The 17062-nt window shown below is 70.5% G+C and carries 19 protein-coding genes; 6 read left to right on the top strand and 13 right to left on the bottom strand.

Translation table 11 applies throughout. The features are described from left to right. Positions 1 to 49 precede the first annotated feature (49 nt). Positions 50 to 697: a DedA family protein gene (locus A4R43_RS31940; protein ID WP_113698015.1), complete on the top strand. Its 648-nt coding sequence runs from the start codon at positions 50 to 52 to the stop codon at positions 695 to 697. Here A4R43_RS31940 and A4R43_RS31935 read toward each other — a convergent pair. Then, the gene (locus A4R43_RS31935) at positions 694 to 1104 is read right to left on the bottom strand and encodes a VOC family protein (RefSeq protein WP_113695484.1); all 411 of its coding nucleotides are present in this window, start codon (positions 1102 to 1104) and stop codon (positions 694 to 696) included. The genes A4R43_RS31940 and A4R43_RS31935 overlap by 4 nt on opposite strands. Positions 1105 to 1233: 129 nt before the next feature. Then, positions 1234 to 2100, bottom strand: coding sequence for a methyltransferase domain-containing protein (locus A4R43_RS31930; protein ID WP_113695483.1), 867 nt, complete (start codon positions 2098 to 2100; stop codon positions 1234 to 1236). Positions 2101 to 2232: 132 nt separating this feature from the next. Between A4R43_RS31930 and A4R43_RS31925 the strand changes: the two genes are divergently transcribed. Beyond that, on the top strand, positions 2233 to 2994 hold the full coding sequence (locus tag A4R43_RS31925; protein WP_113695482.1) for a GntR family transcriptional regulator: 762 nt from the start codon (positions 2233 to 2235) through the stop codon (positions 2992 to 2994). On the opposite strand, the gene A4R43_RS31920 is transcribed toward A4R43_RS31925, so the two are convergent. Genes A4R43_RS31920 through A4R43_RS31895 form a run of 6 tightly spaced genes read right to left on the bottom strand, consistent with a single transcriptional unit; the run spans position 2995 to position 8040 of the window. Beyond that, entirely contained in the window at positions 2995 to 3735 is a 741-nt protein-coding gene (locus tag A4R43_RS31920) for an SDR family oxidoreductase (protein WP_113695481.1), read from the bottom strand. 18 nt (positions 3736 to 3753) lie between these two features. Then, a complete protein-coding gene (locus tag A4R43_RS31915; protein WP_113695480.1) occupies positions 3754 to 4389 on the bottom strand; it encodes a nucleoside/nucleotide kinase family protein in 636 nt (211 codons plus the stop codon). 9 nt (positions 4390 to 4398) lie between these two features. Then, positions 4399 to 5229: a PfkB family carbohydrate kinase gene (locus tag A4R43_RS31910; protein WP_113695479.1), complete on the bottom strand. Its 831-nt coding sequence runs from the start codon at positions 5227 to 5229 to the stop codon at positions 4399 to 4401. Beyond that, positions 5226 to 6044: an ATP-binding cassette domain-containing protein gene (locus A4R43_RS31905; RefSeq protein ID WP_113695478.1), complete on the bottom strand. Its 819-nt coding sequence runs from the start codon at positions 6042 to 6044 to the stop codon at positions 5226 to 5228. The genes A4R43_RS31910 and A4R43_RS31905 overlap by 4 nt, the downstream gene beginning before the upstream one ends. Next, the gene (locus tag A4R43_RS31900; protein WP_113695477.1) at positions 6041 to 7030 is read right to left on the bottom strand and encodes an ABC transporter permease; all 990 of its coding nucleotides are present in this window, start codon (positions 7028 to 7030) and stop codon (positions 6041 to 6043) included. The genes A4R43_RS31905 and A4R43_RS31900 overlap by 4 nt, the downstream gene beginning before the upstream one ends. Next, a complete protein-coding gene (locus A4R43_RS31895) occupies positions 7027 to 8040 on the bottom strand; it encodes a substrate-binding domain-containing protein (protein ID WP_236808404.1) in 1014 nt (337 codons plus the stop codon). The genes A4R43_RS31900 and A4R43_RS31895 overlap by 4 nt, the downstream gene beginning before the upstream one ends. A 115-nt stretch (positions 8041 to 8155) precedes the next feature. On the opposite strand from A4R43_RS31895, the gene A4R43_RS31890 reads away from it, so the two are divergent. The 3 genes from A4R43_RS31890 (at position 8156) to A4R43_RS31880 (ending at position 11152) form a co-directional block, all read left to right on the top strand. Continuing rightward, the gene (locus A4R43_RS31890) at positions 8156 to 9193 is read left to right on the top strand and encodes a LacI family DNA-binding transcriptional regulator (RefSeq protein WP_113695475.1); all 1038 of its coding nucleotides are present in this window, start codon (positions 8156 to 8158) and stop codon (positions 9191 to 9193) included. 124 nt (positions 9194 to 9317) lie between these two features. After that, complete coding sequence (locus A4R43_RS31885; RefSeq protein ID WP_113695474.1) at positions 9318 to 10208, top strand: LacI family DNA-binding transcriptional regulator; 891 nt, start codon at positions 9318 to 9320, stop codon at positions 10206 to 10208. 158 nt (positions 10209 to 10366) lie between these two features. Then, the gene (locus A4R43_RS31880; RefSeq protein ID WP_113695473.1) at positions 10367 to 11152 is read left to right on the top strand and encodes a transposase family protein; all 786 of its coding nucleotides are present in this window, start codon (positions 10367 to 10369) and stop codon (positions 11150 to 11152) included. A gap of 242 nt (positions 11153 to 11394) precedes the next feature. Here A4R43_RS31880 and A4R43_RS31875 read toward each other — a convergent pair whose 3' ends face one another. Further along, positions 11395 to 12408, bottom strand: a complete 1014-nt coding sequence (locus A4R43_RS31875; protein ID WP_113695472.1) for a glycoside hydrolase family 76 protein — start codon at positions 12406 to 12408, stop codon at positions 11395 to 11397. A gap of 50 nt (positions 12409 to 12458) precedes the next feature. Here A4R43_RS31875 and A4R43_RS31870 point away from each other — a divergent pair, with 50 nt between their 5' ends. After that, complete coding sequence (locus A4R43_RS31870; RefSeq protein WP_113695471.1) at positions 12459 to 14606, top strand: molybdopterin-dependent oxidoreductase; 2148 nt, start codon at positions 12459 to 12461, stop codon at positions 14604 to 14606. Here the strand turns inward: A4R43_RS31870 and A4R43_RS31865 are convergent, their stop codons facing one another. The 4 genes from A4R43_RS31865 to pyrE all read right to left on the bottom strand — a co-directional run bounded on the left by A4R43_RS31865 (position 14607) and on the right by pyrE (position 17020). Further along, positions 14607 to 15254, bottom strand: a complete 648-nt coding sequence (locus tag A4R43_RS31865; protein WP_113695470.1) for a TrmH family RNA methyltransferase — start codon at positions 15252 to 15254, stop codon at positions 14607 to 14609. Next, positions 15251 to 15910 (bottom strand): hypothetical protein, encoded by a 660-nt coding sequence (locus tag A4R43_RS31860; protein WP_113695469.1) that lies wholly within the window; start codon positions 15908 to 15910, stop codon positions 15251 to 15253. The genes A4R43_RS31865 and A4R43_RS31860 overlap by 4 nt, the downstream gene beginning before the upstream one ends. Before the next feature lie 12 nt (positions 15911 to 15922). Beyond that, entirely contained in the window at positions 15923 to 16327 is a 405-nt protein-coding gene (locus A4R43_RS31855; RefSeq protein WP_113698014.1) for a DUF2784 domain-containing protein, read from the bottom strand. Between the two features lie 129 nt (positions 16328 to 16456). After that, on the bottom strand, positions 16457 to 17020 hold the full coding sequence (pyrE, locus tag A4R43_RS31850) for an orotate phosphoribosyltransferase (RefSeq protein ID WP_113695468.1): 564 nt from the start codon (positions 17018 to 17020) through the stop codon (positions 16457 to 16459). Positions 17021 to 17062 lie beyond the last annotated feature (42 nt).

Raw genomic sequence — 17062 nt, 5'->3', positions numbered from 1 at the left:
TCAGGCTGGTCTTGGGTTCGGGACGTAGGCTGCTGGTGTGACGGAGCTGATGGCCGCGGGTACCGGCGTGAGCTGGCTGGACACAGCCGGGCCCACGCTGGTGTGGATCATCGTGCTGAGCTTTGTTTTTGTCGAGTGCGCGCTGATCGTCGGGTTGTTCCTGCCCGGTGACTCGCTGCTGTTCGGCGCGGGCGTGGTGCTGGCGCAGCACCACGCCGAGCTGAGCGCCTGGCTGCTGTCCTTGGCGGCGCTGATCGTGGCGGTGGTCGGGAACCAGGTCGGGTACTACATCGGCAAGCACACGGGGACGCGGCTGATCGCGCGGCGTGGCGGCAAGGTGCTGAACCGGCGCAACCTGGAGCGGGCACGCGCTTTCCTGGACCGGCGGGGTTTCTTCGCCATCGTGGCGGCCCGGTGGATCCCGTGGGTGCGCACGCTGGCGCCGCTGATCGCCGGGGCCGCGCGCATGGACCCGAAGCGGTTCGCGCTGGCGACCACGGCCGGTGGCGTGTTGTGGGTGCCGACGCTGGTGCTGCTGGGGTACTACGGCGCCGGGTTGCTGGACGCGCTGCCGTGGCTGAAGACGCTGGTGGTGTGGCTGAGCATCGCGTTCTTCGTGCTGGGCACCGCCTGGGGTGTGTGGCGGTACCGGCAGGAGATGAAGAAGCCGGTGGACGAGGACCCGGTGCGGGCTTAGTCGATCTCAGCCCAGACCTCGAGCTGGATGCCGTCGGGATCGCGGAAGACGACGACCTCGGAGCCGGGCAGCGTGCGCGACGCCTTCGCGGCGCTGTAGGTCACCCCGTGCTCGGCGAGGCGCTTCTCCCAGTCCTTGAGCTCGTCGCGGGTGTCCACGCAGAAGGCGACGTGGTCGAGCCCGGTGCGCCGCTCGTCGAACCAGGGGCGCTCGGTGTCGGGGTGCTGGACGAGGACCACGGAGAAGCTGTGGTCGGCGGACTTGAGCACGACCTTGCGCATCCCCGTCTCGGGATCCTCCCGGCGGGCGGCCTCCTCGAGCTCGAGGACCCGCACGTACCACGGCACGCTCCGGTCCACGTCGGTGACCGTCAGGGCGAGGTGGTGCACGGACTTCAATCTCGGCATCGCGTCGCGGCCGTCCTTCCACTGTTCGGGGACCGGCTAAGACCTTCACCCACCCTCCGTGAATTCCCCGTTGCCGCCCACTTACCCGACCTTCTCGACCACAAAACGTGACCTCCCCGTGCCCGGCTATCACCGTGGTTCGGGCCGCAGGCGCACGTGCTGGCGTCCACGTGTCACCACCCATTCCCAGTCCTGGGGCTTCGGGGTGCCACGGTCCAGCCACCACCGGTAAGCGGCCTCGGTCTCGTCCCACAGTCGGCGGGGTCCGGTCTGTCGCACCAGGTAGGCACCGTCCTGGGGCGCGACCGACGCCCACGAACTGGTGAACGGATCGCGCAGCCAGGCGCCTTCGGCGGCCATTTCGTACTCGCACGACGGCACGGTCGCGGCGAGCGCCCAGCGCGGCCCCGGCTTCAGCAACATCCCCGGCTCGGTCCGGGTCACCGACCGGGTGGTCTTGCGCTCGTCCCAGCGAAGTCGCCAGTTCGCCTCGGACAGTCCGGTGTGCGCGAGCACGGGACGCCCGGTGGCCGTGCCGTCGTCGTGCACGGTGAACCGGACCAGGAAGTTCCGCACCGGCACGAGGAGGAGCGCACCGGGTTCGGCCTGCTCGACCCAGGCGTACGGAAGGCGCCGAAGCGGGATGTCGTGGTGCGCGACGACCCGGTCGAACGGCGCGTACTTCGACGCCCCGGCGACGGCCTCGCGATGGAGCACGGACACGTGCCCGTAGTGCCGCACCAGCCGTTTTCGCGCCAGCACCACGCGGTCAACGTCACTGTCCACAGTGGTCACCAGCCCACCGTGCCCGACGGTCTCCGCCAGCACCGCGGTCGTCACCCCGGTGCCGACGCCGATCTCCAGAACGGAGTGGTCGCGCTGCAACTCGAGCGGCTGCAACGAATGCACGGTCCTCGCCGGAATCGTCGGCGACCCGATCTCACCCGCGACCACCAACTCGTCGAGAAACGCCTTGAGTCCACGTTCCCTGCCCATAGCCACCCCTCCAACTGGTCATGACGTCTTTACCAGAGAGTCGCCGCGAGCTGGTACTGATGTCAAGACCAGTTGGCGCCGCCGATAGAGTGATACTGGTAGTGACGTCCTGACCAGGTGGGAGGTGTCTCCGTGATCGACCGGGCGAGCGGCCTCCCCGCTTATCGCCAGGTGGCCGACGAGCTGCGGAAGAAGATCAACGCGGGCGAATACCGGCCTGGCGACAAGTTGCCGTCCGAGCGGGTGCTGGTCGACACCTACCAGGTCTCCCGCATCACCATCCGTGAAGCGGTCGGCCTGCTCCGCGCGGAAGGGCTCGTCAGCGCCGAACACGGGAAGGGCGTGTTCATCCGCCCACCGCAGAAGGTCGAGCGGTTGAGCCGCAGCAGGCTCAGCAGGGCGGCGCGGTCGGCTGGCCAGGCCGCGTTCCTCGCCGACGCCGCCAGCAACCGGTTCACGCCCGCGGTCGAGGTCGACATCCGCGTCGAGGCGGCCACCACGGAGGTCGCACAGGTGCTCGGGATCGGCGAGGGCGACGAGGTGCTCGTCCGTGAGCGGGTGATGAGTGCGGACGGGCAGCCGATCCAGCTCGCCACCTCGCGACTTCCGCGGTCCATCACCGCGGGCACCGCCATCGAGCAGACTGACACCGGGCCCGGCGGCACCTATGCCCGGCTGGAGGAGGCCGGGCACACGCTGGCCCACTTCAGCGAAACCGTCGGCGCTCGCATGCCGACGCCGGACGAAGCGTCCTTGCTGCGACTCGGGGCGGGCACGCCGATCCTCGTGGTGCGCCGCGTCGCGGTGGACACCGAGGGCGCCGCGGTCGAGGTGAACGACATGCGCCTGGCCGGGGATCGCTACGAACTCGCGTACGAGTTCCCCGCCGACTGATCAGCGGCCGCCCGAGATCGGCAGGACCGCGCCCGTGGCGAACGAAGCGGAAGCCGAGAGCAGCCACACCACTCCCGCGGCGATTTCGGCGGGGTCGCCCGCGCGGCCCATCGGGACCCCGGGGCCCAGCCGGTCCACCCGGTCCGGGACGCCCGCCGTCTCGTGGAAGCCGGTGTTCACCAGGCCGGGCGCCACCGCGTTCACCCGGATGCCCTCCGCCGCCACCTCCTGCGCCAGGCCGAACGTCAGCGTCTCCACCGCCGCCTTGCTCGCCGCGTAGTGCACCCATTCGCCCGCCGAGCCGAGGCGCGCCGCGGTCGAGGTGACGTTCACGATCGCCCCGCCGGAGCCGCCGTGGCGCGTGGACAGGCGGCGCACGGCCTCCCGGCAGCACAGGAACACGCCGGTCACGTTCACGTCCAGCACCCGGCGGACCGTCGAAACGTCCTGGTCCTCCAACCGCGCCGCCCGCCCGACGATGCCCGCGTTGTTCACCAGCCCGTACAGCGGCCCCAACTCGGCAGCCGCCTCGAAGAGAGCGGCCACTTCCGACTCCGACGAGACGTCGGCCCGCACGGTCAGCGCACGTCGGCCGCTGGCCTCCACCCGCGAGGCCACCGAAGCGGCGGCCGCGGCGTCTCCGGCGTAGTTGACCACCACGTCGTAGCCGCTCGCGGCCGCCTGCGCGCAGATTTCCGCGCCAATGCCGCGACTTCCCCCGGTGACGATCACCACGCTCATGAACGCCACCCTAAGCGCCTAGAGCGAGAAGTTCGCCAGTGACATGTCCTCGACGATCAGGTCGGCTCGCGAAGCCGTGGTGGCGATCAGGTCGGCGTTGCGCTGGTCCGAGCCCCGCGCCCGCTGCTGCGCCTCCACCAGCGAACGGCCGTAGTGCCGGTGCCGCGTGACCAGGCGCTCGATCCGCTCGTCCTCGTTCGGGCGCAGGAACCACGCCTCGGCCAGCAGCGGGCGGATCCGCGACCACGGGTCCTCGTCGAGCAGCAGGTAGTTGCCTTCGGTGATGACCAGCGGCACGTCCGGCGGCACCGCCACCGCGCCGGCGATCGGCTCCTCGATCTCACGCCGGAATTCCGGCGCGTACACCGTCTCGCCGCCCGCCGCGAGGCGCGACACCAGGCTGACGTACCCGTTGGCGTCGAAGGTGTCCGGCGCGCCCTTGCGCTCGGTCCGGCCCAGCCGCCGCAGTTCCACCTGAGCCAGGTGGAACCCGTCCATGCCGACCACCGCGGCCCGGTTGCCCAGCGCGTTCGCCAGGCCCCACGCCAGCGTGGTCTTGCCCGACGCCGGCGAGCCGACGATGCCCAGCACGGCCCGCTCCCCGGACTTGATCAATCCCTGCGCGCGTGCCAGCAGGTCCTCGAACGAGGTCATCGCACTCCTCTATTTCCTCATTTCGCGGACCGCGGGCACCCACGCCCGCGGCCCCGCATGCCACACCCGTTCGGCGGCCACCTCGTTGGCGAAGCGGATCCGCTCCACCAGCGGAAGGCCGGCCCCGTAAGCGAAAGCGCCGTGCCAGACGTCCCCCGCGCCCAGCGTGTCGGCGGCTTCCACCTCGGGTACCGGCACCGAACCCGAATCGTCCACAGTGGAATAACGCACCGGCCCCGCGCCCGCGGTGGTGATCACCACGGGCACGTCCAAAACCCCGTCCGGCGCGCGGAAATGCGCCGAACACGCCGCGACATCCACCAGTGGCAGCAGATCCGTCAGCACCGGCTTCCAGCTCCCGGCATCGAGAACCACCGGCACCCCGAGTTCCCGCGCCCGCCGCGCGACCGCCAGAGCCAGCTCCGGGTGATGCCCGTCCAGCAGCACGCAGTCGCCGTGAACCTCGTCCAGCAACGGGGAAACCGGGAACTCCGGCACGTCGGCCGCGTTGTGCGAGACCACCGTCCGCTCGCCGTCCGCGTCCCGTACCGAAACCGCGCTCACCGGGGGCGGCTCCACTCGCGACGGCAACGCGTCGACCACCCGCACGCCGTGGGCTTCGAGGTCCGCGCGCGCCAGGTCGGCCAGCGGGTGGGCGCCGAGCACGGTCAGCAGGACCGCCTCGCCGCCCAGCGCCGCCACCGTCACCGCCGCGTTCGCCGCGGGCCCGCCCGCGGCCACCTCGACCGCCTGTGACTGCACCTTCTCGCCGGGCGACGGCAGTTCCGCCACCCGCTGCACGAGATCCACAGTGGACAGTCCGGCCAGCACCACCCTCATCCGGACAGCCCCGTGTGCACGGCCGCCTCGACCTCTTCCACGTCACCGTGCTCGCCGATCCGCAGCGCCCCGGTGATCAGCCCGACCACCTGGTTCATCGTGTGCGTCCGCGGCGACACCACGGCCACGCGCCTGCCGAGCCGGTGCACGTGGATGCGGTCGGCGATCTCGAACACGTGCGGCATGTTGTGGCTGATCAGCACCACCGGCAGGCCGCGCTCGCGGATGCGGTCGATCAGCGCGAGCACCTTGCCGGACTCGGCCACACCGAGCGCGGCCGTCGGCTCGTCCATGATCACCGCCTTGGTGCCGAACGCCGCCGCGCGCGCCACCGCGACACCCTGCCGCTGCCCGCCGGACAGCGTCTCGACCGGCTGCGTGATCGACTTGATCTGGATGCCCAGCTCGTCGAGGATCCGCTGCGCCTCGGCCCGCATCGTCGCCGTGTCCAGCTTCCTGATCAGGCCGAACGGCCCCGACCGGCGCTTTTCCCGCCCCAGGAACATGTTCGACGCGATGTCGAGCGCGGGCGCCACCGCCAGGTCCTGGTACACCGTCTCGATGCCGTACTTGCGCGCGTCGATCGGCGTGCGGAAGTGCACCGCCTTGCCGTCCACCCGGATCTCGCCCTCGTCCGGCACCAGCGCGCCGGACAACGCCTTGATCAGGCTGGACTTCCCGGCGCCGTTGTCACCGACCACAGCGAGCACCTCGCCCGGGTACAGGTCGAAGTCGGCGCCGTCGATCGCGGTCACCCGGCCGTAGCGCTTGACCAGGCCGCGCGCGGACAAGGTCGGCTGTTCCGTCGAACTCATCGCTGCCTCCTGGCGAATCGGTCCACCGCGACGGCCGCGATCACCAGCGCACCGGTCGCCACGTCCTGGTAGAGCGCGTCCACGCCCAGCTGGGTCAGCCCGGACCGCAGCACCGCCACGATCAGCGCGCCCATCATCGTGCCGAGCACCGAGCCGCGGCCGCCGAACAGGCTGGTGCCGCCCAGCACCACGGCGGTGATCGAGTCGAGATTGCCCAGCTGGTAGGCGTTCGGGTCGGCGTTGGGCACGCGGCCGAGCGCCTGCCACGCGGCGATGCCGAAGATCACCCCGGCCACCAGGTACACCGACAGCACGGTCCGGTTGACCTTGATGCCGGACAGCCGCGCGGATTCCGGCGCGTTGCCCACCGCGTACACGTGCTTGCCCCACGCCGTCCTGGTCAGCGCGTACCACATGACCAGGTACATCACCAGCGCCAGCGTCATGCCGTAGGTGATCTCGATGCCGCCGAACAGGTAGCGGCGGGTGCCGAGCCAGTTGAGCAGCCCGTCGGCCACCGGGACCGCCTCGCCACCGGCGAACAGCCTGCCCGCCGCGGTGAGCATGGTCAGCGCGCCGAGCGTGACGATGAACGGCGGCAGCTTCACCTTGGTCACCAGCGTGCCGACCACCCCGCTGACCAGCACGGTCGCCACGATTCCCAGCAGCAGCGCGAAGATCCCGGTCACGCCGCCGGCGAGCAGTTTCGCCATGATCAGCGTGGCCAGCACCATCGACGCCGCGTTCGCCAGGTCGATGCCCGCGGTCAGGATGATCAGCGTCTGCCCGAGTGCCAGCGTGCCGATCACCAGCGACTGCTGCACCACCAGTGAGATGTTGTCCAGGTTGAGAAAGGTGTCGGTGGAGAAGGAGAACACCAGCACCGCGACCACCAGCGCCAGCGCGGGCCCGACGGCCGGGGCGCGCAGGAAGAACTCACCGATGGTCGGCCGGTCGGAATTGGCCGTCGCCGTCGCGGTCGTCATTTGTCACCCCAGCAGTTCTGCAGACCCCATTCGGTGGTCTGGCTCTCCACGCCCGGCATCGGCTTGTCGGTGATCACCACGGATCCGGTGTTGTTGAACCCGGTCGGTTTCTTGCCGCTCTTGGCGTACTCGACGGCGGCGAGCACGCCCTGCTCGGCCATCTTCTTGGGGAACTGCATGACGGTGGCCGCGTACTGGCCGTCGCGCACGTTCTGCACGCCCTCGCAGCCGCCGTCGATCGAACCCATCACGACCTGGCCGGTCAGCCCGCGGGCCTTCAGCGCCGCGTAGGTGCCGCGGCCCATCGGCTCGTTCATCGTGTAGACGGCGTTGATGTCGGTGGTGCGCTGCAGCAGGTTCTCCACGCCCTGCTGCGCGGTGCTCTGGTCACCGTTGGCCGGGGTCGAGCCCTTGATCTCCGGGGCGCCGTCGGCCAGGCCGATGCCGGAGAGGAACCCGGTGTGCCGCTGGGTGTCCACCGTGCTGCCCGCGGTGCCGTCCACCATGAACAGCTTGGGCGCGGCACCGCCGAGCGCGGCCTTGACGTAGGCGCCCTGCTGCTGCCCGGCCACGAAGTTGTCGGTGGCGAAGGTGGCGTCCACCGCCTCGGCCGGTTCGGTGGCGGTGTCCAGCGCGATCACCAGCACGCCCGCCTTGCGCGCGCGGTCGATCGCGTCGAGCACGCCGGTGGACGAGCTGGGCGTGATCAGGATGGTGGTGGCGCCCTGCTGCATCAGGTTCTCGATGGCCCGGACCTGGCCGTCGTTGTCACCGTCGAACTGACCGGCGAGCGCGCTGAAGTCGGCGCCGTTGGCCTGGGCCGCCGCGCTCGCCGCGGCCCGGAGTTCGACGAAGTAGGGGTTGGTGTCGGTTTTGGTGACCAGGCCGACCTTGGCCTTGCCCCCGCCGCCACCGGAGCCGGTGTTGCCACCCCAGTGCCGTTCGACGGTGCACCCGCCCGCCGACACCAGCACCGCGGCCGCCAGCCCCGCGGTCAGAATTTTTCGCACGACATCCTCCGCGTTGAGGATCGGAACAAGATGACCCGGGACGGTAGATCGGGCTATGCTGCCGCGCAAGCGTTTGCGCAAACGCTTGCCAACCGCCATCGGTGAAGGGAGCCCAGTGCCACCAGGACGCTCATCCCGCCCGACCCAGCGCGACATCGCCGAGATGGCCGGGGTTTCGATCACCACCGTTTCACACGTGGTCAACGGCACGCGCGCGGTGGCGGAGGAGACGCGGGCCGCGGTGCTCCGCGCGATCGAGACCACCGGCTACACCGGCGACGCGATCGCGCGCTCGCTGGTCACCGGGGGCACGCGGTCGATCGGCGTGGCGATCTCCCTGATGGCGAACCCGTACTTCGCGATGCTGATGCAGGCGGTGGAACGCGAGGCGGCCGCCGCCGGGTACACCGTGCTGCTGGCCGACACCCACGACGAGCTGGAGACCGAGCAGTCGACCGTGCGCGCCCTGCGGTCGCGCCGGGTCGAGGGCCTGCTGATCACGCCGGCGCCGGGGGACGGCCAGGTGGTCGGCGAGCTGGTCTCGCTGGGCGTGCCGACGGTGCTGGTTGACAGGCTCGCCACCCGCGGTGACGTGGACCAGGTCGGCGCGGAGAACATCCAGGCCACCTCGGCGCTCACCGAGCACCTCGCCTCGCTCGGCCACCGCCGGATCGGCCTGATCAGCGGCGCCGCCGGGTTGTCCACCAGCGAGGAGCGCACGCTCGGCTACCGGCTCGGGCTGGGCCGCGGCGGGCTGTCGTGGAATCCCGAGCTGGTCGAATGCGGGCACTCCTCGCGTGACGGCGGGGCCGCGGCGCTGCGCACGCTGCTCGCGCTGCCGGAGCCGCCGACGGCGCTGGTCGTGGCGAACGACGGCATGATGGTCGGCGTGCTGCACGAGGCCCGCAGCCGCGGCCTGAAGATCGGGCGTGATCTGCCGGTGGTGGTCTACGACGACGTCGAGTGGGCGGATCTGGTCGACCCGCCGCTGACCACCATGGCGCAGCCGATCGAGGAGATCGGCCGGCGCGCGGTGCGCCTGCTGCTGGCGAGGATCGCCGATCCGGATCGCAAGGCCGAAGTGGTCCGGCTGCCCCCGACGCTGCGACACCGAGAGTCGTGCGGTTGCGCGGGAATTCACCCGGTGCGCTGAATTTCTGCTTCATCGAGTGACTCCCGACCGGATGACGCCCGAATCGGGGATATCTTCGGCGCCTGTATTCGAGAGCGTCTATCGGGCGGGCACGTTCTCATCAGGCATCGAGGGGCCGGGAGAGATGACCGCACTGACACACGACATGCCACTTTGGGGCGCGCCCGTCACCCATCGGCTGGGCGTCGCGATGGCGTTCGACGCCACCCCGTACGCGACCGAGCTGTCCAAGGCGATCGAACGCGCCGCCGCCGACGCGGGTTGCGCGGTAACCTTCGCCGAAACCGAGGACGCGGCGGGCGTCGAGATGGACGCCGTGCGCTCGCTGCGGGCCGGTGGCATCGACGGCATCCTGCTCACCCCGGCCGCCGGGGACGACGTGGTGATCACCAGCCTGGTGCGGCTGGGGGTGCCGACCGTGCTGATGGACCGGCTGGCCACGCGCGGGGACGTGGACCAGGTGGGGACCGAGAACATCCAGGCCATGTGCGACCTGGTCCGGCACCTGGCCGAGGCCGGGCACCAGCGGATCGGGCTGGTCTCGGGCGCGCTGGGCGTGGCGGTGAACGACGAGCGCGCCCTCGGCTACCGGCTGGGTTTGGGACGGGCCGGGCTGGCGTGGCAGCCGGACCTGGTGGCCTGCGGCGAGTCCACCGCCGGCGGCGCGGCCGCGGCGGCCGGGCGGCTGCTCGACATGGCCGACGCCCCGACCGCGCTGGTCGTCGCCAGCGAGGCGATGATGATCGGTGTGCACTACGAGGTGCACCGGCGGGGCCTGCGAATCGGCGAGGACCTGGGCCTGGCCGGCTACGGCGACGCGGACTGGATGGGCGCGGTGGACCCGGCGCTGACCACGATGGCGCAGCCCATCGAGGAGATCGGCAGGCGCGCGGTGCACACGCTGATCAACCGCATCAGCAACCCGGACCGCCGCCCGGACTCCGTCCGGCTGGCGCCTTCGTTCCGGCACCGCTCCTCCTGCGGCTGCACCCGAGCCCCACGCCGCCACACCTGAACCGCCGCCTCCCCCGCACACCGCAATGAATGTGGCTTTCATAGAGCCTTTTCCAACTTGATGTGGGTTGGTGAGGGTGTGTCGCTGGGCTGGACATGGCGAAGCTCCTGGTAGATGCGTGTATCGACCAAGAAACATGCGCTACCAGGAGCTTCGTTGTGCTTTCTTACCCCTCGGTGATCCCGGTGTCCACCCAGACACTGCGCGAGCTGACCCGGATCATCCGTACCCACCGCCGCGCGATCGGCTCACGCTGGCGCAGGCTGTCCCCGCAGCGCCAAGCCCTGCTCACCCTGGCCCACCTGCGCAACGGCGACACCTACCACCGCCTCGCCGCCGGGTTCGGCATCGGAGTGGCCACCGTGTGCCGCTACCTGCACGAAACCATCACCCTGCTCGCCCACCAGGCTCCCACCCTGACCGACGCCCTCCGACGGCTGGCCCGCACCCGGCACAACTACACCATCATCGACGGCACCGTCGTCCGCATCGACCGTGTCGCCGCGAACAAGCCCTTCTTCTCGGGTAAACACCGCTACCACGGCATCAACTTCCAGGCCCTCACCGATCCTGATGGCCAGCTGCTGTGGCTCTCGCCCGGGCTGCCCGGCGCGATCAACGACACCGCCGCCGCCCGCCACCACCGCATCTGCGAGCAGGTCCGCCAGGCCGGGCTGCGGCTGCTGGCCGATGGCGGCTACGACCAGGTCGCCCCCGGGGTGATCACCCCGTACCGCAACCGCCGCAACCGCCACCAGCCCAAACGTGAACTAGGGCCCGCCTACAAAGCCGCCAACAAAGCCCTGGCCAGGGTGCGCAGCCGCGGCGAACGCGGATTCGCCACCCTCAAAAACTGGCGCGTCCTCACCCGAGCCCGCTGCAGCACCCACCGCGTCACCACACTCGCCCACGCCATCCTCACCCTCGAACACCTCCCCAACTAACCAAGATGGAAAAGGCTCATAGCACCAGCCGCAATGAAAGCCACCTTCATAGCACTGGCCCCACCCACCCCCACGGCCCAAAAGGCGAACCCGGACACCAAACCCAGGGACCACCCAAACCCCCCTCCCCACCCCGGTCCACAGCCCAAAACCCGGCGAAGAACTCGTTGTCAAGGTACTCTCCCCAGCCTTGACAACGAGTTCTTCGCCGTAGTCACAATAAAAAACCGGGGCGGGCCCCCTCATTCAAGAGTGGCTGCAGCCTCCAAAAGCATCCAACCCCCCACCTGCACCGACAAGTCCCGCGCCGAATCCCCAGGAGGTGGCGAACAACTCGCCCCCTCCGTCCACACTGGACCAAACACCGGCCCACCCGGTCCCGCAGCCGCGTTCCCGTAACAAGCATCAGCCGAAGCCAGCACCAGCTCCCGCGCCACCCCCGCAGCCGGCCCCTCCAGCCGCAGAGCCGCCAACGCCAGGTACCGCGCCAGAATTCCCGCGAACAACCCGCCATCCCCGCCGCCCTGCGCCCGCAGCACCCCGCCCGGCGCACAGTGCTCGGCCACCGCCGAAATCGTCCGCGCCGCGGCGTCCACTTCGGACAGTTCGAGGCAGGTCCCGAGGAAAACCCCCTGGCAGTACGTGTAAATGTGCTTCACCAGCTCCCCGGTGTCCACCCGGAGCCCGTCCCACACCAGCCCGGTCTCCGGATCGACCAGCCGCGAATCCATCCACGAGAACAGTTCGCGCGCCCGCACCAGGTCCCCGAGCCGCGCGTGCAGGATCGCCGCCGGGCCGTTCGCCGGGGCGTTCTTGAACTGGTCGTTCTTCCGCCACCAGATGCCGCCGCCCGCGTCTTCGGTCCAGCCCGACCGCAGTTCCGCGGCGATGGCGTCCAGCGCGGGCGAGCACTCCAGGTCCACCAGCCGCCGCGCGCGTTCCAGCGCGAGGCCCAGCCACGCCATGTCGTCGTAGTACTCGTTGGTCCACCGCCCGAAGTTCCGCAGCTTGATCGAGCGCGCGTACCGCGCGATCAGCCCGGCGCGCTCCTCCGACGGCGCGCGGAGCTGCGCGTCGACCAGGCAGTCCAGCACGTGCGCCTGCCACCAGTAGTTCCAGTGCCAGTGCACGCGCTGCCCGGGATCGGCGGGCCAGCCGCTGCGCGCGAGCACCGTCGACGGCACCCCCCACACCCTCCGGAAGTGCCGCGTACGCAGTGCGTTCTCCGCCTCACCGGCTCGTTCTGCCGCCGTCATGGCGCCCATTCTCCCTTGTTCGACGACATACCAGTCGGTATGTTCAGGCGATGGCTGCCGTCACCTGTCCACTGTGCGAAGCGACCTGCGGGCTCGACGTCACGTTCGAGGGAACGCGCGTGAAGAAGGTGCGCGGAGACAACGCCGACGTCTTCTCCAGCGGGTACATCTGCCCGAAGGGCGCGTCGCTCGGCGCGCTGCACCACGACCCCGACCGCCTGCGCGCGCCACTGGTCAAGCGCGACGGCGAGTTCGTCGAAGTCAGCTGGGACGAGGCGTTCGCCGAGATCCACCGGCGGCTGCCGCCGCTCATCGAGGCACACGGCAAGGACGCGGTGGCGCTCTACGTCGGCAATCCCAGCGCGCACAACCTGGGCAACCTGCTCTACGGCCGGGTTTTCTACAAGGCGCTCGGCACCAGGAACATCTTCACCGCGGGCACGGTGGACCAGGTGCCGAAGCACTTCTCCTCCGGGTACCTGTTCGGCAGCGGGCTGTCCATCCCGGTACCCGACCTCGACCGGACCGGCCACCTGCTGATCCTCGGCGCGAACCCGCTGGTGTCCAACGGCAGCCTGATGACCGCGCCGGACGTGCGCGGCAGGCTCAAGGGCATCCAGCGGCGCGGCGGCAAGATCGTGGTGGTCGACCCGCGGCGCACCCGCACCGCCGAGCTGGCCGACGAGCACCACGCCATCCGGCCGGGCACCGACGCGCTGCTGTTGTTCGCGATGGTCCACGTGTTGTTCGACGAGGACCGCGTGCACCTCGGCAGGCTCACCGAGCACGTCAACGGCGTCGAAGAGGTCCGCGAGCTGGCCAGCCAGTTCACCCCGGAGGCCGTCGCCGGGCCGACCGGGATCGCGGCCGAGGAGATCCGGCGGCTCGCGCGGGAACTCGCCGAAGCCGACCACGCCGCGGTGTACGGCCGCATCGGCACCACCACGCAGGCCTTCGGCACGGTCGCCAGCTGGCTGGTCGACGTGCTCAACACGCTCACCGGGAACCTCGACCGCCCCGGTGGCGCGATGTTCCCGCTGGCCGCCGCCGGGCAGCCGAACAGCTCCACGCCGAAGCCGAAGCCGTTCCGCACCGGACGCTGGAAGACCCGCGTGCACGGCCTGCCCGAGGTGCTCGGTGAGGTGCCGGTCGGCGTGCTGGCCGACGAAATCCTCACCCCCGGCGAAGGTCAGGTGCGCGCGCTGATCACGGTCAGCGGCAACCCGTGCCTGAGCACCCCGAACGCCGAACGGCTCACCGGCGCGCTGGAGCAGCTCGACTTCATGGTGTCGCTAGACGTCTACCTGAACGAGACGAGCAGGCTCGCCGACGTGATCCTCCCCGGCCCGAGCGCGCTGGAACGGCCGCACTACGACGTGGCGCTCTACCAGTACGCCGTCCGGGACGTGGCGAACTGGACGCCCGCCGCGCTGCCGACGGACCTGCCGCAGGAGTGGGAGACCATGCTGCGGCTGACCGGCATTGTCACCGGTCAGGGGCCGGACGCCGACATCGCGGCGCTCGACGACTTCGTCGCCGCCGAAGCCGCGCGGCGTGCCGGGCTGGATCCCGCGGTCGCCGCCAGGCGCACCGGGCCGGAGCGGCTGCTCGACCTGATGCTGCGTGCCGGGCCGTACGACCTGACGCTGGCGGACCTCGAAGCCGCCCCGCACGGGGTCGATCTGGGACCGCTGAAGCAGCGCGTGCCGGAGGTGCTGACCACGGCCAGCGGCAAGATCGAACTGGCGCCCGAGCCGATCACCGAGGACGTGCCGCGCCTGGCACGGGAACTGGGCAAGGAGCCCAACGGCGAACTGGTGCTCATCGGACGGCGGCACCTCAGCTCGAACAACTCGTGGATGCACAACCTGGAACCGCTGGTGCGCGGGCAGAACCGGTGCACGGTCCAGGTGCACCCGGACGACGCGACGCGGCTCGGCCTGACCGACGGCGGGCAGGCGGTGGTGCACTCGCGCGCGGGCAAGATCGAGGTGCCGGTGGAGGTCACCGACGTCATCCGGCCCGGCGTGGTCAGCATTCCGCACGGCTGGGGCCACGACCCGGCCGGCATGCGGACCGCCGTCGCCACCGCGCACCCCGGCGCGAACACGAACCTGCTCTCCGACGAAACCCAGATGGACGCGCTGTCCGGCACCAGCGTGCTCAACGGCATCCCGGTCGAGATCGCGCCCGCCTGATCACCAGGCCTGGCCGAGGTCCGCGTGCTGCCGGATCCAGGTGTGCATGACGATGCCCGCCGCGACCCCGGCGTTGATCGAGCGCGTGGTCCCGAACTGCGCGATCGAGACCACCAGCGAGGCCGCCTCCTGGGCCTCGGCGGACAGGCCGGGGCCCTCCTGCCCGAACAACAGCACGCATTCGCGGGGCAGCTCGGCGGTTTCCAGCCGGACCGCGCCCGGGGTGTTGTCCACGGCCACCACCGCCAGACCCGATTCGGCCGCGTAGGCGGTGAACTCGGCGACGGTCGGGTGGTGGTGCAGGTGCTGGTAACGATCGGTCACCATCGCGCCCCGGCGGTTCCACCGGCGGCGGCCGACGATGTGCACGGCGGCCGCGGCGAAGGCGTTCGCCGTGCGCACCACCGTGCCGATGTTGTGGTCGTGCTGGAAGTTCTCGATGGCCACGTGGAACGGGTGCCGTCGGCTGTCCACATCGGACACAATGGCCTCGCGCCGCCAGTAGCGGTAGGCGTCCACCACGTTGCGGCGGTCGCCCTCGGCGAGCAGTTCCGGGTCGTAGCGCTCGTCGGACGGCCACTCACCCGGCCACGGCCCGACGCCGACCTCGTGCTCGGCCACCCATTCGGTGGGTCCCGCCTCGGTCATCGCACCGCCAGCCGCTGCGAGACGTCCAGCAGCAGGTCGGCGGTCTGCGCCACCGCCTGCTGCTGCGTGATCGAACCGGGGAAGCTGGCCGCGAGATCCCGCTCCCCGAAGAACAGCATCCGCTCCTGCATGCGGGGATCCTCCGCCAGCAGCCCGGCCACCGCGGGGGTCAGCGTGGCGCGTGCCTGCTCGTCGCTCTTGGCGTGCACGTGGTACCGGCCGTCGAACGGGGGATAGCCGACCTGCCGGTCCGCGGCCAGGAAGTTCGCCCACGACATGCCCTGCGGCGTGAGCGCGACCACCGGGCCGGGCACCGGCCGCGGCACCATGATCATCGTCATGGTGTGCCAGGTGTAGGTCGCCATGCCCTCGGTGCCGTAGGCCAGCTGCAGCGCCACCACCGGCACGCCCCGCCACTGGCCGGTCAGCTGCGCCGTCGCGCGGATGCCGGTGTCCTCGTTGAACATGCCGCCGATCGGCAGCCTGGCCCGGATGTCGGGCACCGCGCGCCGGTCGATCTGCCAGCCGAACGAGGCGGCCACCGCCTGCAACGCGTCCACGTGCGCCCGGGCCCGTGCCTGCACCTTCGGCCGCATGACCAGGCCGATCACCAGGCCCAGCAGGATGATGCCGAGGAAGATCGCGACGATGACCACGCCGCGATTCTGTCACCCCAGGCCGACCGGGTGGGGGTGCGTGCCCTCGGCCTCGCCGTCGTCGCTGTCGCGGTGCTTCCAGTGCACGTACGCGCCGACGTAGGAGACCACCAGCACCACCAGCGCGAGCGCGGCGACCACCGGCATCATCTCGCGCGGGAAGACGGTGTCGTAGATGTAGTACGCGTTGAAGCCGCCGGGCAGGTCGCCGAGCCCCTGCTGCGCGCGGAAGTAGTTCTCCAGCGCGGTCAGCGGGCAGGGAATCGGGAAAACATTGACCAGGATTCCCCAGGCGGCGAAAAATATGTGCACAAAAATCGTCTTGGGCCACCGCCAGGCGACAAAGCCGCCCAGGCCGATGTACAGCAGGGCAACCACGTGGATCGCGACCGTGACATCCGCGAGAAATCCGGCCACCGGCTCCGTCACCCCTCCCCTTCACGCTCCCCTTACCTCACCAACGTACTCCTGCCCGCTGGAGAACCGCTGGTGAAATACGGCGTCCGCCCCACAAACGGGGGAAGACCCGTAGGGGAAACCCGGGGATCAGGACAGGCCGAGGTCGTGCGCATCCAGAAGGTAGCGGTACGCCAGGCCTTCCTTCTCGATCGCTTCCCTGGCTCCCGTGTCGCGGTCCACCACGGTGGCCACACCCACCACCGTGGCACCGGCCTCTTCCAGTGCTTCCACCGCGGTGAGCACGCTGCCGCCGGTGGTGGAGGTGTCCTCCACGGCGAGTACCCGCTGCCCGCGGACCTCAACCCCTTCGACCCGGCGCTGCATGCCGTGCGTCTTGGTGGCCTTGCGGACCACGAACGCGTCGAGCACCACGCCGTCCGCGGCCGCCGAATGCAGCATGGCGGTGGCGACCGGGTCCGCGCCGAGGGTGAGCCCGCCCACCGAGACGAAGTCCCAGTCGGCGGTGAGCTGGCGGAGCAGCTTGCCGATCAGCGGCGCCGCCGCGTGGTGGAGGGTCGCGCGCCGCAGGTCGACGTAGTAGTCGGCCTCGCGGCCGGAAGCCAGGGTCACCTTGCCGTGCACCACGGACAGTTCGGTGATGAGCCGGGCGAGCTCGAGTTTCGCCGCTTGATCAATGCCAGGAATCGCCACGGCGCTCAGCCTCTCACACGCCACCGACGAAACCGCTCAGCG

The sequence above is a fragment of the Amycolatopsis albispora genome, assembly GCF_003312875.1.
In the GTDB taxonomy this organism is placed as follows: domain Bacteria; phylum Actinomycetota; class Actinomycetes; order Mycobacteriales; family Pseudonocardiaceae; genus Amycolatopsis; species Amycolatopsis albispora.
Note: the sequence above shows the minus strand (reverse complement) of the source record. Positions and strands in the feature narration are given on the sequence as shown.

Excerpts from the sequence above, each read along its gene's own strand:
- A4R43_RS31900 (WP_113695477.1), bottom strand. The coding sequence starts at position 7,030 with ATGACGACCGCGACGGCGACGGCCAATTCCGACCGGCCGACCATCGGT.
- A4R43_RS31865 (WP_113695470.1), bottom strand. The coding sequence starts at position 15,254 with ATGACCGAGGCGGGACCCACCGAATGGGTGGCCGAGCACGAGGTCGGC.
- A4R43_RS31940 (WP_113698015.1), top strand. The coding sequence starts at position 50 with ATGGCCGCGGGTACCGGCGTGAGCTGGCTGGACACAGCCGGGCCCACG.
- A4R43_RS31935 (WP_113695484.1), bottom strand. The coding sequence starts at position 1,104 with ATGCCGAGATTGAAGTCCGTGCACCACCTCGCCCTGACGGTCACCGAC.
- A4R43_RS31910 (WP_113695479.1), bottom strand. The coding sequence starts at position 5,229 with ATGAGGGTGGTGCTGGCCGGACTGTCCACTGTGGATCTCGTGCAGCGG.
- A4R43_RS31875 (WP_113695472.1), bottom strand. The coding sequence starts at position 12,408 with ATGACGGCGGCAGAACGAGCCGGTGAGGCGGAGAACGCACTGCGTACG.
- A4R43_RS31885 (WP_113695474.1), top strand. The coding sequence starts at position 9,318 with ATGACCGCACTGACACACGACATGCCACTTTGGGGCGCGCCCGTCACC.
- A4R43_RS31870 (WP_113695471.1), top strand. The coding sequence starts at position 12,459 with ATGGCTGCCGTCACCTGTCCACTGTGCGAAGCGACCTGCGGGCTCGAC.
- A4R43_RS31930 (WP_113695483.1), bottom strand. The coding sequence starts at position 2,100 with ATGGGCAGGGAACGTGGACTCAAGGCGTTTCTCGACGAGTTGGTGGTC.
- A4R43_RS31920 (WP_113695481.1), bottom strand. The coding sequence starts at position 3,735 with ATGAGCGTGGTGATCGTCACCGGGGGAAGTCGCGGCATTGGCGCGGAA.
- A4R43_RS31905 (WP_113695478.1), bottom strand. The coding sequence starts at position 6,044 with ATGAGTTCGACGGAACAGCCGACCTTGTCCGCGCGCGGCCTGGTCAAG.
- A4R43_RS31915 (WP_113695480.1), bottom strand. The coding sequence starts at position 4,389 with ATGACCTCGTTCGAGGACCTGCTGGCACGCGCGCAGGGATTGATCAAG.